Source organism: Flavobacterium magnesitis, assembly GCF_041729735.1.
Taxonomy (GTDB): Bacteria; Bacteroidota; Bacteroidia; order Flavobacteriales; family Flavobacteriaceae; genus Flavobacterium; species Flavobacterium magnesitis.
The window spans coordinates 1-14898 of the sequence record NZ_JBCFQK010000023.1; the positions used below are offsets into that span (position 1 = coordinate 1).

General features: G+C 32.6%; 7 protein-coding genes, 3 tRNA genes and 1 CRISPR repeat array. Of the genes, 5 read left to right on the forward strand and 5 right to left on the reverse strand.

Going from position 1 to position 14898, the window contains the following annotated elements; translation table 11 throughout:
* Window positions 1-14 precede the first annotated feature (14 nt).
* A CRISPR array of direct repeats spans window positions 15-1169; the repeat unit is 36 nt; unit sequence AATATCGTGTTTTCTAATCTTTAATCAAACCACAAC.
* A gap of 171 nt (window positions 1170-1340) precedes the next feature.
* From cas9 to AAGV33_RS13570, 4 genes are all read right to left on the reverse strand, one after another.
* Entirely contained in the window at window positions 1341-5774 is a 4434-nt protein-coding gene (gene cas9, locus AAGV33_RS13555; RefSeq protein WP_373392620.1) for a type II CRISPR RNA-guided endonuclease Cas9, read from the reverse strand.
* A 523-nt stretch (window positions 5775-6297) separates the two neighbouring features.
* A tRNA-Arg gene (locus AAGV33_RS13560) sits at window positions 6298-6371 on the reverse strand.
* A 35-nt stretch (window positions 6372-6406) separates the two neighbouring features.
* A tRNA-Pro gene (locus AAGV33_RS13565) sits at window positions 6407-6481 on the reverse strand.
* A gap of 16 nt (window positions 6482-6497) precedes the next feature.
* Window positions 6498-6581: transfer RNA gene (locus tag AAGV33_RS13570), tRNA-Ser, on the reverse strand.
* A 243-nt stretch (window positions 6582-6824) separates the two neighbouring features.
* On the opposite strand from AAGV33_RS13570, the gene AAGV33_RS13575 reads away from it, so the two are divergent.
* Together AAGV33_RS13575 and AAGV33_RS13580 are read left to right on the forward strand one after the other, a co-directional pair.
* Window positions 6825-8003: an acetyl-CoA C-acyltransferase gene (locus AAGV33_RS13575; RefSeq protein ID WP_373392622.1), complete on the forward strand. Its 1179-nt coding sequence runs from the start codon at window positions 6825-6827 to the stop codon at window positions 8001-8003.
* Between the two features lie 14 nt (window positions 8004-8017).
* Window positions 8018-8779: a C40 family peptidase gene (locus tag AAGV33_RS13580; protein ID WP_373392623.1), complete on the forward strand. Its 762-nt coding sequence runs from the start codon at window positions 8018-8020 to the stop codon at window positions 8777-8779.
* Between the two features lie 73 nt (window positions 8780-8852).
* On the opposite strand, the gene ddpX is transcribed toward AAGV33_RS13580, so the two are convergent.
* Window positions 8853-9512, reverse strand: a complete 660-nt coding sequence (ddpX, locus tag AAGV33_RS13585; RefSeq protein ID WP_373392624.1) for a D-alanyl-D-alanine dipeptidase — start codon at window positions 9510-9512, stop codon at window positions 8853-8855.
* A gap of 220 nt (window positions 9513-9732) precedes the next feature.
* On the opposite strand from ddpX, the gene AAGV33_RS13590 reads away from it, so the two are divergent.
* From AAGV33_RS13590 to AAGV33_RS13600, 3 genes are all read left to right on the forward strand, one after another.
* Window positions 9733-10182 carry a NanQ anomerase/TabA/YiaL family protein gene (locus tag AAGV33_RS13590; RefSeq protein WP_373392626.1) on the forward strand — a complete coding sequence of 150 codons (450 nt, stop codon included), beginning with the start codon at window positions 9733-9735 and terminating at the stop codon, window positions 10180-10182.
* Window positions 10183-10426: 244 nt separating this feature from the next.
* Window positions 10427-12949 (forward strand): PIG-L family deacetylase, encoded by a 2523-nt coding sequence (locus tag AAGV33_RS13595; RefSeq protein ID WP_373392628.1) that lies wholly within the window; start codon window positions 10427-10429, stop codon window positions 12947-12949.
* A gap of 123 nt (window positions 12950-13072) precedes the next feature.
* The gene (locus AAGV33_RS13600) at window positions 13073-14797 is read left to right on the forward strand and encodes a sodium:solute symporter family protein (RefSeq protein WP_373392629.1); all 1725 of its coding nucleotides are present in this window, start codon (window positions 13073-13075) and stop codon (window positions 14795-14797) included.
* The last annotated feature ends 101 nt before the right edge of the window (window positions 14798-14898 follow it).

Here is a 14898-nt window from a genome sequence, read left to right on the forward strand (position 1 = left end):
TATATTTAATTACTAATATCGTGTTTTCTAATCTTTAATCAAACCACAACATACAACGAATTGACAGCTGCAATTCACGAAATATCGTGTTTTCTAATCTTTAATCAAACCACAACAAACGCACCAGATAAAGTTATATTGAACTCAATATCGTGTTTTCTAATCTTTAATCAAACCACAACCAGACGACATTGCAAAATCTTGCGACAGTTAATATCGTGTTTTCTAATCTTTAATCAAACCACAACCGTGGAAAGTATTCCCGAAATAATTGAAGAAATATCGTGTTTTCTAATCTTTAATCAAACCACAACTTACCCTCTGAGGACTTCCCAAGCTCTCCAATATCGTGTTTTCTAATCTTTAATCAAACCACAACGGCACACCACCTAAGAAAAACAAGTAATCAATATCGTGTTTTCTAATCTTTAATCAAACCACAACGGTGCAATGGCTACACCTTTCTTGTATAGAAATATCGTGTTTTCTAATCTTTAATCAAACCACAACACCCATTCGTGAACACCATCTTTATTCGATAATATCGTGTTTTCTAATCTTTAATCAAACCACAACCCTGTAGCTGGAATTATAATTGAACCACCAAATATCGTGTTTTCTAATCTTTAATCAAACCACAACTTTAAATATAATAATATCCCAAGGGTATTAATATCGTGTTTTCTAATCTTTAATCAAACCACAACTGTTTCAGGGAGCTTCCACAAATTACCATTAATATCGTGTTTTCTAATCTTTAATCAAACCACAACTCTTGACGTTCGTGCTTGCTCAAAATAGCCAATATCGTGTTTTCTAATCTTTAATCAAACCACAACGTGTTGAACCTTGTACCTCTTGCGGGGCAAAATATCGTGTTTTCTAATCTTTAATCAAACCACAACATAAGAGCCTATTTTAATAAAACGCTACGAAATATCGTGTTTTCTAATCTTTAATCAAACCACAACTTAAGGCTGTTCGCCGTGAACTTTCGAAGAAATATCGTGTTTTCTAATCTTTAATCAAACCACAACGCAAGGCTTAACTCTTCATCTGTTAAAAAAAATATCGTGTTTTCTAATCTTTAATCAAACCACAACATTCGTTATTTGTTGAAATAAAATAAATTAAATATCGTGTTTTCTAATCTTTAATCAAACCACAACGGAAAATCCGTCGGCAGAAAATCAAGGAGATTTTCCGTTGTGGTTTGGCTGTTTAAGAGTTTGAAAAGCTTATGTCAATGAACTTTTATTTTTTATTCCTATTACAGTAGGGAATCATAATTTTTAAATCAATGATTATGTGATTTTTCCCTTTGATTGAAATGACAAAAATTATATTTTTTCAAACTTTCCAGTTGGCAAAACTTTAAAATCAATTCCTTCAACAAATGCTGTAAATTGAATGTGATTCATTTTTCTTGTTGGTTTATTTTCACTGAATTTAAAAGCTCCATCAGGTTTAAAATTATCTTTTTTAATATCATCTGCTTTCCTTGCTTCTTTAAAATACCTTAACATAATAACTCCATATTCATCTACTTTTCCAGATGGTCTTACAATTCTCTGAATTGACAAACCTTCAATCAAATAGATTCTTCCTTTAAAATCTACTATTTCAGAAATATCCTTAGGCTGTTCTATTTCCTTATCATAAAAAACAACTTGTTGGCCTCTTTTCAAAACAACATTTCTGTTATTACTCTTTGAAATAGGAATTAAAACTGTTTTCCCTTTAACTTCTTTTTTCTTATTCATCGGATAGAAGCCTTGCCCATTCTTTATAAGTTTCGCTAAATTAAAATTATTGATTAATTCAAATTCTCTTTTGCCATCCAATTCATAAATCGCCATTGCATAATTCTCATCATTTTGCCCATACACTTTTTGTTTATGCACGTGTCTTGATTTTGATAATTTGCTATGCTCTTTTATCTCTAAAGGATTTTTTACAGAATTAGCATAAATTCTAACTTTATTGATTAGAACTTGTTTTTCTTCGTTCATCCAAACTATTCCATCAATTTTATTTTTTTGTTGTGCATTTGAGGAAAGCAACAGCACTTTATTCGCAACTGCTTCTTTTACTTTTTCTTTAACGGTTTCATCCACAATATTTTCAATGTCATTGGCTTTTAAACTTTCTAAATCTTTGCGAATAACATAACGAATTTCTTCTGTATTTAACGAGTTTTTAATTGCTCCATAAATACTATCTTGATGCAACGAACCTCTTATTGTGTCACCTTGTTGCAATCTTGGAAGTTTTTCTCCTTTTTCGTTTAGCTTGTAGATTACTTTTCCATTAGCGTCCTTTTTTGGAATTGCTTTCCCTTTTTCATCTCTTTCTATTTCTGCTACATATTGTTTTTTACCTCGAACTCTCACAATCTTTTTAGACTGTTTTTTTACGTTATCTGGTGTGTAATGTGAAACCAAAATTTCCTCTTCAATTTTTAGTAAATCTTCTTTAAACGTTTTCCAAGGTTTTGCCTGTTCAATAATAGCTTTTGCTTCTTTTTTGTTTTGCTCGTCTTCCAATTTCCAAGCATGAGCCAAAACATCATATTTGTCTTTGGTCATGCAAGCAATCGTGATGGCATCAATGGTATGATGTGTATGTTTGCTTCTGTCTTTTTCTTTATATTGTTTGAATCCGTTTTCATCTATAAAACTTTCTTGAATTCCCCATTGTTTTCTGAATTCGGCAACCATTCCTCCTTTTACACTTTCTACTCTTTTAAAATACGATTTCAAATACGCTTGCGAATATTTTGTAATAATTCCTGTATCTGGAATTTGACTGTTCTTAAAACCTACTTTTGGTTCTGTCCAAATAAAACGGTCGTACTTTCCTTGAAGGTAATCTCGTTTTAAAGTAAGATAATGTCTTCTTCTTATTTTTTTATCTTTAATCTCTTTGGTTGCAGCTGCTTTTATTTGTCTTGTTAAAAGTTTAATTTCATCCTCCAACCTTTCTGATTCTTTTTTCCAATGTTGAATCCTTGGTAAAATCTCATTATAATTTGATAATTCAATTGGCATTTTTTTGCCTTTTATAATTCTATTAAAATCTTTATCGCAAAGCGTTTTATTCATCAAAGAATTATCTTGAGAAATACTTCTTGGAATTGTATGCTCAATATCAAATTTTGGATTTGAGCCTAAAAAACTATCTATATTTATTGTCTTGCCAGTATAAATACATATATGATTCTGTTCCTCCCAAATTTTATATTTTAAAAGTTCTTCTTTGGTTATTAGTCTTCCATCTTTTGTTTGTTCTAATGCTGATTCAAATCTTTGTAAATCATCATTAGTCACGTTATTTAACTCGTTACCTGTTTTAACAAAATAAAGTTCTTTAATTTTTGATTCATAAATTTTATATAACTCTTCCCTTTCTTTTTGAAAATCCTGAATTCCTTTTCTTTTATTGGCATCGTTCAATTCACGAGCCATTTCTATATGAATTCGTGTGTTTTCATCTACTTGTCCTTCAAAAATAAGCGTGTTCAGCACTTTTCTTAACTGATGCAAAGCTCGCATTGCCATTGGGTTTTTAATCGAATTTGTCAATGGACTTCCTAAAACCACTTTTTCATTACCAAATTCATCTTTAATGATTTTCTTTTTAAAGACTTCAATATCTGATGGATGATATAGTTTTTTCAGTCGTTTTGGATTACTGCAAAACACTTCGCCATCTTCGTTTTCTCCCGAAAGAAACTCTAAAACTTTTTCATCTAATCGTTGTACTTTTACAAATTCGTATTTTTTTAATTGCTCAATAAAAATTGGAAACAGGTTATCAAGAATTGCTTTTTGGTCTGATTCGTTTTCAATAGAATGGCTTTTATAAAACAAAACTAATTTGTTGGCCAAATCATTTTTATAAATGGATTCTGCCTCTTTGGAGTAATACTCTTCTTTTACTTTACAATCTTTAATAAGTCCGTTAATTATTTCTAACTGATTTTTTTCAAACGTATAATTTTCGACAATTTCGGCTATTTGAATTTGAATGTATTTTCTTTGGTTAGCATCTTTCCAAATATGCTCATCAACAATATTTTCGATATTTGCCATAAAAACAGCATGGGAATACAACAATCCTTCTTTTATGTAAGGAAGAATTTTAGTGATTGCAGACAAACTTAAACTCGCAAAATCTTTTTTTAATTTGATTTTACTAAATGCTTTTGCATTTTTATCATCAAAACCTAGTTTGTCTTTTGCATATTCATATAAATATACATCTGAAGTTGAAACGGAAAGCAAGTGCCATAAATCTTTATAATCAACAGATTTAGCAACTTGTTCTTGTTTCGAATTTAAAGTTATGTAATTGAATATTTTGGTTTTCCAATCTTCTCCAATCACATTTTTTAATGATGCAGAAACTTGACAAGCAGAAACAGTGTCTGTTGGTTTGTAATTGAACCAATAAAAATAATCATTCTTCTTTGAAGATTTATAAAAACCAAAACTTGCTCCTTTTTCAATTAGCTCTTTGGCTATAACTTCAAAATTAAACTCATTTTTTCTGTAGAATTTTGGAACTAATTTTAATTTTTCTTCTTGAGTTAAAAAGCGTAACGTTTTTTCGCTTTGAGTTCCTATTTTTATAGTATTCAAGTACGTCCACATTCTGTATTCTTCAAAATCAGGATGTGAAATTGCACAACGAGATTTACTTGTTTCAAAGGAACATTTTCCAATCAATCCTTTTTGAGATTTCAATGGTCTTTGGAAGAAAATTGCTCTGTACAATTCTTTTGCTAATCCAGTGAACTTCTTTTCTGGTAATTTTTCATTCTCATTAATTTCTTGAATTCCTTGAACTTTACAGATTGTAATAAACTCATTCAAATAATGTTCTTCACGAGAAGTGTATTGATTTCTAATTTTTCCTTTGTTGTACAAACTAAAAAAATACTGACCTAAAGTTTTAAAGTTTCCATCAAGCATAGCTTGTGAAATATCTTTAATTTTGCCTTTTACTTTACCTAAAACATCTTTTTTGTTTAATCGTTCAATAATTTCTGCTTTGCCTTTTTCAAAATCAGTTTCATTCTTTTTAACAATTGCTTGAATTGATTTATATAATGAGACCAATTTTTTATCACCTTCATCTAAATCTTTTGCATAACCACTTTTTTCATTAGCATCAAGTATTCCGGTTTCAAAAAAATATTCTTTTAAATTTTCTAAAATTTCATCATAAGAATTTAAATCCTCAACAATAGATTCTATCTTCGGGCAATGTTCTTCTAAAATTCCTTCTGCTGATTGATCTAATCGATTACTTAAAAAACCTCTTCTTTGGGCAATATGATATAAAGCTCTTCCTATCTCAAATAAAGCAACTTTCTTTTTACTTGCTCTATCTCTAAAAACATATGGATTTATATTTTCATCTTCATCAGTTCGCAACCATTTTAGGAATTCAGGGTTTAGCGGATAATTTTTAAACCCAGATTTTTTCCAATCTTCCACTTCTTCAACAGATAAAGGACACATTCCATTTAAGGAGAGTACTTTTAAAGTTTCATATTTTCTTAATTTTCTTCGATATTTAATTTTTCTCGCACTTCTATAACCAGTACGTTCTGCTGCACGTGAACTTTCAACACCTTTTTCTGACTTTACCCCTTCCGAAAATATTCGAACTCCTTTATCTAAAAGAGAAAAATCATTATTATCTTTTTCTACAATCGCCCAACCAATTGAATTTGTCCCTAAATCTAATCCTAATATTTTTGCCATATCTCTTAAAATTTAACACGAACGAAATATACCATAAAAAAAATTAACACAATTACGGATTTCCTTATTCAAACCAATTTAATTTTTCTATATATTTGTAACTGATTAAAATTTCTAATCTTTAATCTTATCACAATAAGGCTATATGCCGTAGATGAAAATCTTTAGTCCTGCTTCGGTGGGACTTTTTTGTTTTAGCAAATTAATGGCTCAACGCTAAATATTGTAGAGAAACATAAAAACCATACGCTATAATTATTTTTTTAACGCAGAGAACGCAAAGATTTTCAACCATGAATGCTTCTAAAAGCACAAAGTTCGCAAAGCGAAGTCAATAGAAAGCTTTGCGAACTTTGCCTTTTTATAAAAACTAAGGGTAAAAAACTTAGCGCTCTCTGCGGTAATTTTTTCTAACTCCACAGGTTTTTATGTTGATCCGTTTTCGTATTGATCCGGGATCCAGAATTTCGTGATTTTGAACATAGTGAAAAACAAAAAAGCCACTCGATGGAGTGGCTTGTTGTGATCCCAGAAGGATTCGAACCTTCGACCTACGCATTAGAAGTGCGTTGCTCTATCCAGCTGAGCTATGGAACCAAAATAAGTTTTTATATTAAAAACTTTAAAAAAAGTCGGGGTGGCAGGATTCGAACCTGCGGCCTCCTGCTCCCAAAGCAGGCGCGATAACCGGGCTACGCTACACCCCGAAGGAAAAATTTTAAGCGGAGAGACAGGGACTCGAACCCTGGCGACGATTACTCGTCGACAGATTAGCAATCTGCTCCATTACCGCTCTGGCACCTCTCCAAGCTCAAAGAACGTGTCTTGTTTTGCGGTTGCAAATGTAACACATCATCCCATTTCTCACAACTATTTTTATGCTTTTTTTTATTATTTTTTTCACCCTATTGTAAAAACACTAACAATCAAACACATAGATTCCAATAAAACTAAAACTATTTTACATTAAACAGAATCAACAAGTCAAAATATAAATTTTATACAAAAAAGAGTAAATTTGCTACAGCATACAATCAAACCATATAAGTCATGAGCAAAAAAGTAGTTATCGTTTCTGCAGCAAGAACTCCAATAGGAAGTTTCATGGGCGGATTAGCCAATATTCCAGCCCCTCAACTTGGTGCCATAGCCATAAAAGGTGCTTTGGATAAAATAAAGCTAGATCCTACCTTAGTTGACGAAGTACTTATGGGAAATGTAATTCAGGCCGGAGTAGGACAAGCTCCTGCGCGTCAAGCAGCTCTTTTTGCTGGTTTAAGTAATTTAGTTCCTTGTACTACTGTCAATAAAGTATGTGCTTCTGGAATGAAAGCTGTAATGATGGCAGCACAAGCAATTCAATCAGGTGATGCCGAAATTGTAATAGCAGGTGGTATGGAAAACATGAGTTTAATTCCGCATTATACGCATCTAAGAAACGGAACTAAATTTGGACCAACCACTCTTATCGACGGAATGCAAAAAGACGGATTAGTTGATGCTTACGACAATCAAGCTATGGGTGTTTATGCTGATCTTTGTGCTACGGAATACAACATTAGTAGAGAAGAACAGGATAATTACGCTATTGAATCTTACAATCGTTCCGCTCAAGCCTGGACAACTGGAAAATTTGATGCTGAAGTAGTTCCCGTTGAAGTGCCACAAAGACGTGGTGAACCCATTGTTATTGCAAAAGACGAAGAATTTACCAATGTTAAATTAGAGAAAATTCCAACTTTAAATCCAGTTTTTTCGAAAGATGGAACCGTAACCGCAGCCAATGCTTCCACAATAAATGATGGTGCTGCGGCTTTAATATTGATGAGCGAGGAAAAAGCAGCCCAATTAAACCTTAAACCATTGGCATACATTAAAGGTTATGCCGATGCTGCACAAGAACCAAAATGGTTCACTACAAGCCCTGCTAAGGCCTTACCAAAAGCCTTAGATAAAGCAGGAATAACAATAAATGATGTTGATTTTTTCGAATTTAACGAAGCTTTTTCTGTTGTTGGTTTAGCCAACATCAAAATTCTAGGTTTGGATAGCAAAAAAGTGAACGTAAACGGAGGCGCAGTTGCTTTAGGACATCCATTAGGTTGTTCAGGTGCTCGAATCTTAGTGAGTTTGCTTCATATTTTAGAACAAAATGATGCCAAAATAGGAGCTGCAGCCATTTGTAATGGTGGTGGTGGTGCTTCAGCAATTGTTATTGAAAGAATCTAAAAAAAATAGAATTAATGTTCGGAATTTGTAATCTAGCCATCATCCCCCTTCGTTTTGAAGCAAGTGACAGAAGTGAAATTGTTTCTCAGGTATTATTTGGAGAACACTTTGAAATACTTGAAAAAAACAAACAATGGTCACGCATCAAACTACAATATGATGGGTACGAAGGCTGGGTGGATTCTAAGCAATATCAGGAAATCTCCGAAATTAATTTCGAACAACTATCTAAAGAAACCATCATATTAAATTCAGATTTAATCGAATATATTACCACTGCCACTAACCTACTTATTCCTATTCCGCTGGGTGCTTCGCTATCATTTTTAAATAATAACGAAATCAACACACAGAATTATGAATTTGAAGGCACCAAAGTCAATGGTGTAAAAGACAAAAAAAACATTATTAATACGGCTTATTTATACTTAAATGCGCCTTATTTGTGGGGAGGAAAAACACCTTTTGGAGTGGATTGTTCTGGTTTTACACAAATGGTTTATAAACTGAATGGATACAAACTTTTAAGAGACGCATCGCAGCAAGCCACGCAAGGAGAAGCTTTAAGTTTTATTGAAGAAAGCGAGCCAGGCGATTTGGCCTTTTTTGATAACGAAGAAGGGAATATCATCCACGTAGGGATTATCATGGAAAACAATTACATCATTCACGCTAGTGGTAAAGTGAGAATTGACCGTATAGACCATTTAGGAATCTTCAATCCCGAAACAAACAAACACACTCACAAACTTAGAGTGATTAAAAAGATTATTTAAAGAAATAGGCTTATGCTAAAACATTGCTATTCTCATTGCAATTGTAATTTGACATTGTAATTGATATTGAAAACTATTCGCAATCCCATTTTTCATTAGCAACCTTATCTTTCAAAGCCGATTGCAAATTATAATGCCACCATTCTGAATCTAATGAGTTAAAGCCATTCTGAGTCATAACTGTTTTAAGTAAAATACGATTGTTTTTTATTTTTTGAGATAATTTTTCGTATCCATGACTGGCTTCAATTCCAAAAAAATCAAAAGCAGTTCCCATATCCAATTCCTTTCCTTTTTTATCCACCAGCGTAATATCTACTGCTCCTCCCCGATTATGAATCGACCCTCTGGCAGGATCAGCAACATACTTAGGATTAGAAACAATTGTCCACATTTTTTTCTGAATATCCAAGGGACGATAACAATCAAATAATTTAATTCGGAATCCTTTTTTAACAAACGCTTCATTGGCAACAATAAGTGCCTTAACGGTTTTTAAACGCAAATAACATTCGGCACAATCATAGACTTTTGCTTTCAAAAAATTATCCTCGGTAGCATATTTCATATCATAAATAAAATCAGTACTGTAATCTTTTAAATTCACAAAAGTAGTATCGTCAACCACAGTAGCGACTTGATTTTTCGAATTTACAACAGCATTCTGCGATTGACAAGACAGAAACACAGCTAAGAATAAAAGTGAAATTATATTTTTGAAAGTAGCAATCATCTGAAGTATTTTATAGAATTAAATTCTTTTTTTTAGGCAATAGTAACAAATATACACAACTAATTCAAAAAGAAAGGATTCGTTTTAAAAAACGAATTCGTTAAAAAATTCCTTTTTATACTATTTTTCATTCGGCTATTAAATTTAAAAATGTATTTTTATTTTTTGTTACCCAAAAAAGCAATTATTACTTTACACATAAAATTAAAAACATCTTAAAATGATTGTAGATTCATTACAAAATGCCGCAAAATATCACGGTTTACACCCTGCTTTTGAAAAGGCATTCCAATTTTTAAACGAAAACGACTTAGCCAATCTAGCCGATGGCGTAACGCAATATTCTGATGATTTAAAGATTATCGTTAATTCTGGAAACGGAAATTCAAAAGAGCAAAGTTTGGTTCATTTTGAGTGCCATGATAAAAATATCGATATTCAGGTTTGTGTTGCCGGACCAGAAACCTACGCTTGGAAACCAAGAGAGAAATGTGTGAGTCCAAATGGCGATTACAGCGACGAAAAAGACGTTCGTTTTTTCTTTGACCAGCCCGACATGTTTTTCGAACTAAATCCGGGACAATTCACCATCTTATTTCCTGAAGATGTCCACGCAGCGATGATTAGCAATGGAAAAATTAAAAAAATTGTAATTAAGGTTAAAATATAAATCTCGTGTATTTTCTTAAAAAACTACTTTTCGAAGTAGTTTTTTCTTTTTACAAAGTGTTGATTCTTATTTTTTTGCCTTAAATCCACATTTTTTGAAGATGAAAAAATATCGGTATATTTTTTGTTGAACTTTAAATTACAAAATATTCTAATTTCTCAATAATTACGTCGAAAACAAAAATGATTTTATTCCAAAAGAATAATTACTACATTTGAAGTTATTGCCATTAAACCAGACAAAAATGCACAAAAATAGAACGCTTTTTATTTTTATCTTTCTTTTGTTATTTCAATTCATAACAGCTCAAAAACCTCAAAAGCCCAATGCTGTTGAAATTTACAATCAAATTCAGAAATTAAATTTCTTAGGAAGCGTCCTTTATGTTGCTGCACACCCTGATGACGAAAACACCCGTTTGATTTCTTATTTTTCGAATGAAAAAAGAGCCAGAACAGCTTATCTTTCGCTCACTCGTGGTGATGGAGGGCAAAATTTAATTGGCTCCGAATTAAGAGAATTATTAGGTGTTATTCGAACACAAGAACTCATCGAAGCTCGAAAAATTGATGGCGGAGAACAATTTTTCTCTCGTGCCAATGATTTTGGTTTTTCTAAAAATCCCGATGAGACCTTTGAAATTTGGGATCGGGAAAAAGTATTGGCAGATGTGATCTGGACCATTCGAAAATTTCAACCCGATGTAATTATCAATCGTTTTGACCATCGCTCTCCAGGAACTACTCATGGGCATCATACGGCTTCGGCAATTTTAAGTATCGAAAGTTTTAATTTGTCTAATAATTCCAAACGTTTTCCAGAACAACTAAAATGGTACAATCCGTGGCAAGCCAAACGTATTTTCTTTAATCCATCGGTATGGTTTTATGGAAATCAGGAAAAATTTGATGCCGCAGATAAATCTAATTTTATTACTCTAGAAACAGGAGTTTACTATCCTGAATTTGGAAAATCCAATCAGGAAATTGCTGCTTTAAGCCGAAGCAGTCATAAATCACAAGGTTTTGGAAGTACTGGAACTCGTGGTAAGGAAACTGAGTATTTAGAATTGATTAATGGTCAAAAACTAAACAATAAAACGGATATTTTTGACGGTATTGATACCAGTTGGAACCGTGTAAAAGGCGGAAAACCCATTGGAGAACTGATTAGCCAAATAGCTACCAGATACAATTTTGCACATCCATCCGCTTCCATTCCTGATCTAATCAAAGCTTATCAAATGATTGCTGCATTAGATGATAATCATTGGAAACTTATTAAATTAAACGAAATTAAAAACACCATTGCTAGCTGTGCAGGACTGTATCTCGAAGCGGTTGCCTTGGAGCAACAAGCAACGCCAGGAAGTACTATCAAAATAAAAATTGAAGCGATTAATAGAAGTACCATTCCGATGGAATTAGTTAGCATTACTAGTTTTCCCGATAAAAAGAATAGTGCAATCAATCAAGTTTTAGAGAATAATAATTCTAAAAACCAAACTATTGATTTACAATTGCCTCAAGATGCAGCTTACAGTCAACCGTATTGGTTAAAAGAAAAAGCATCAACAGGAATGTATCAGGTTTCAGACCAGGAAAATATTGGAATTCCTGATATTATTAGAGATACAAAACTACAATTTAATATCAAAATTAATGAAGTTACAATTCCGTTTGAACGAACTGTAGTCTATAAATACAACGACAAGGTAAAAGGTGAAATGTACAATTACCTTGATATTGTTCCTGAAGTAAGTACCAAAATTTTAGACCAAATTTCTTTTTTCAATGACGGAAATACCAAGAAAATAGCGGTTCAAGTCAAAGCAGGAAAAGACAATATTAATGGAGTTATCCAATTAGAATTAGCTAAAAACTGGACAGTTTCGCCAGCATCAATTGATTTCAGTTTAGATAAAAAAGACAGCGAGCAAATCGTATATTTTGATGTGACGCCTCCCAAAGAAACTTCGGAGATTATAGCCAAAAGTGTGGTTTCAATTGACAACAAAAAACAAGACAAGGAACAAATCATTACCACTTACGAACACATTTCGAAACAGCAAATTTTACTTCCATCTGAAGCGAAATTTAAAAAATTAGATTTAAAAATTACCAATGAGAGAATTGGCTACATTATGGGCGCTGGAGACGAAGTTCCTCAATGCTTAACTCAAATGGGATATGCCGTTACAATGTTAACTCCTGAAGAAATCAATTCTAGAAATTTAAATAATTTTGATGTGATTATCACTGGAATCCGTGCATATAACACTTTGCCTTTCTTAAAAACCAGACAACATTTATTACTGGAATTCGTTAAAAGAGGAAAAACTTTGATTGTGCAATACAACACGCCAGATCGATCAATTCCTGCAAATATTGCACCATATCCGCTAAGCATTTCTAGCGATAGAGTTACCGATGAAAATGCCGCCGTGGAATTTCTTGCACCGAATCATCCTATTTTGAATTATCCAAATAAGATAACTGACAAAGATTTTAAAGACTGGACTCAAGAACAAGGTTTGTATTACCCAAACCAATATGACGCAGCCTTCACTCCTATTTTATCATCGAATGATAAAGGAGAAAGTCCTAAAAAAGGAGCTTTATTAGTAGCAAATTATGGAGCAGGACAATATATTTACACGGGTTTAAGTTTGTTTAGAGAATTGCCAATGGGCGTTTCAGGTGCTTACCGACTGATAGCGAATATGATTGCTTTGAAAACAACTGAAACTGAAAAAACAGAAAAATAAAAGACAGCTAAAATGGAATTAAAAAAAGAAAGAAACTGGAAAACAAGCTACACTTGGGTGCTTGTTGCAAACGTCATTTACATCATGGTTTTTTATTTAATAATGAAATTATACTCTTAAGCCATGCAATTATTTGATTGGATTGTATTGATTATTACCTTGCTTTTTATAGTAATTTATGGTGCTTGGAAAACTAAAGGAAGTAAAAACGTAGAGGATTTTATCCTTGGCAGTAACGAAACTCCATGGCATACCGTAGGTCTTTCAGTAATGGCTACTCAGGCCAGTGCCATTACTTTCCTTTCTACTCCAGGACAGGCGTATCATGACGGAATGGGTTTTGTCCAATTTTATTTCGGACTCCCAATTGCTATGATTGTAATTTGTCTGACTTTTATTCCCATTTATCACAAATACAAAGTTTTTACTGCTTACGAATACCTTGAAAAACGTTTTGATTTAAAAACACGTTCCCTAGCTGCTATCTTATTTTTATTTCAAAGAGGTCTCGGAACCGGATTAACCATTTATGCTCCCGCAATTATTTTATCGGCATTATTGGGTTGGAACTTAACATACATGAATATTGTCATTGGGATTCTGGTAATTATTTACACCGTTACAGGCGGAACAAAAGCAGTTAACGTAACCCAAAAACAACAGATGTTTGTAATTATGTCGGGGATGTTTATTACTTTTTTTCTCATTCTTCATTTTCTACCCAATGATATGACTTTTACTAATGCACTGCATATTGCTGGTGCCAATGGAAAAATGAATATCGTTGATTTTTCTACCGATCCTGAGGAAAAATACACTTTTTGGAGCGGAATAACAGGTGGTTTTTTCCTGGCTTTGGCTTATTTTGGGACCGATCAATCACAGGTAGGACGTTATTTATCTGGAAAATCCGTTCGTGAAAGTCAAATGGGATTGATCATGAACGGAATACTAAAAGTTCCGATGCAGTTTTTTATTTTATTAACGGGAGTTATGGTTTTTGTCTTTTTCCAATTCAATCCTGTTCCTTTAAATTTCAATCCGAATAATAAAATAGCGATTGAAAAATCGAAATACAAAAACGAATACCACGCTTTGGAAGAAAAGCTCGAAACCCTTTCCGAAGACAAAAAAGTAATCAATCTTTTGTACATTGATCAATTGAATCAAGATTATGATAATCCCATTCTAAGAAAAGAATTAGTTGCTATTTCGACCAAAGAAAAAGATTTAAGAGATCATGCAAAAGAAATCATTCTAAAAGCCGATAATGATAGCGAAACCAACGATAAAGATTATGTTTTCTTTCATTTTATCCTGAATTATTTGCCAAAAGGTTTAATTGGATTATTGCTGGCAGTAATCATTTCGGCAGCAATGTCATCCACTGCTTCGGGACTTAATGCCTTAGCTTCCACAACAGCTATCGATATTTATAAGCGAAATTTAAAAGAGCAAAAAACAGAAAAACACTATTTGAATGCTACTAAATTTTTCACCTTCTTTTGGGGAATTATAGCGATACTTTTTGCTTGTGTTGGAACACTTTTCGAAAATTTAATCCAATTAGTAAATATTATTGGTTCTATATTTTACGGAACCGTTCTAGGAATATTTTTAGTTGGTTTTTATATCAAATTCATTAAAGCCAAAGCTATTTTTTACAGCGCCTTTATTACCCAAGTGACAATTCTTATTATTTATTATTTTGCTATTTTCATCTATCCAAGTGGCGAAGAAAAATTAGGTTATTTGTGGTTGAATTTTATTGGAGCTTTAATGACCATTGTACTTTCGGCTTTGCTTCAAGCGACTATTTTTAAGAATGAGAAAAATATAACTGCATAAGCAAGAAAAGTTATTGTGGAGATTAGATATCTGTCTTTGCAAACGATCACTACCAAAAGTCATGTAGCATCACTTCGAGTTATTTTTAATGATGAACATTC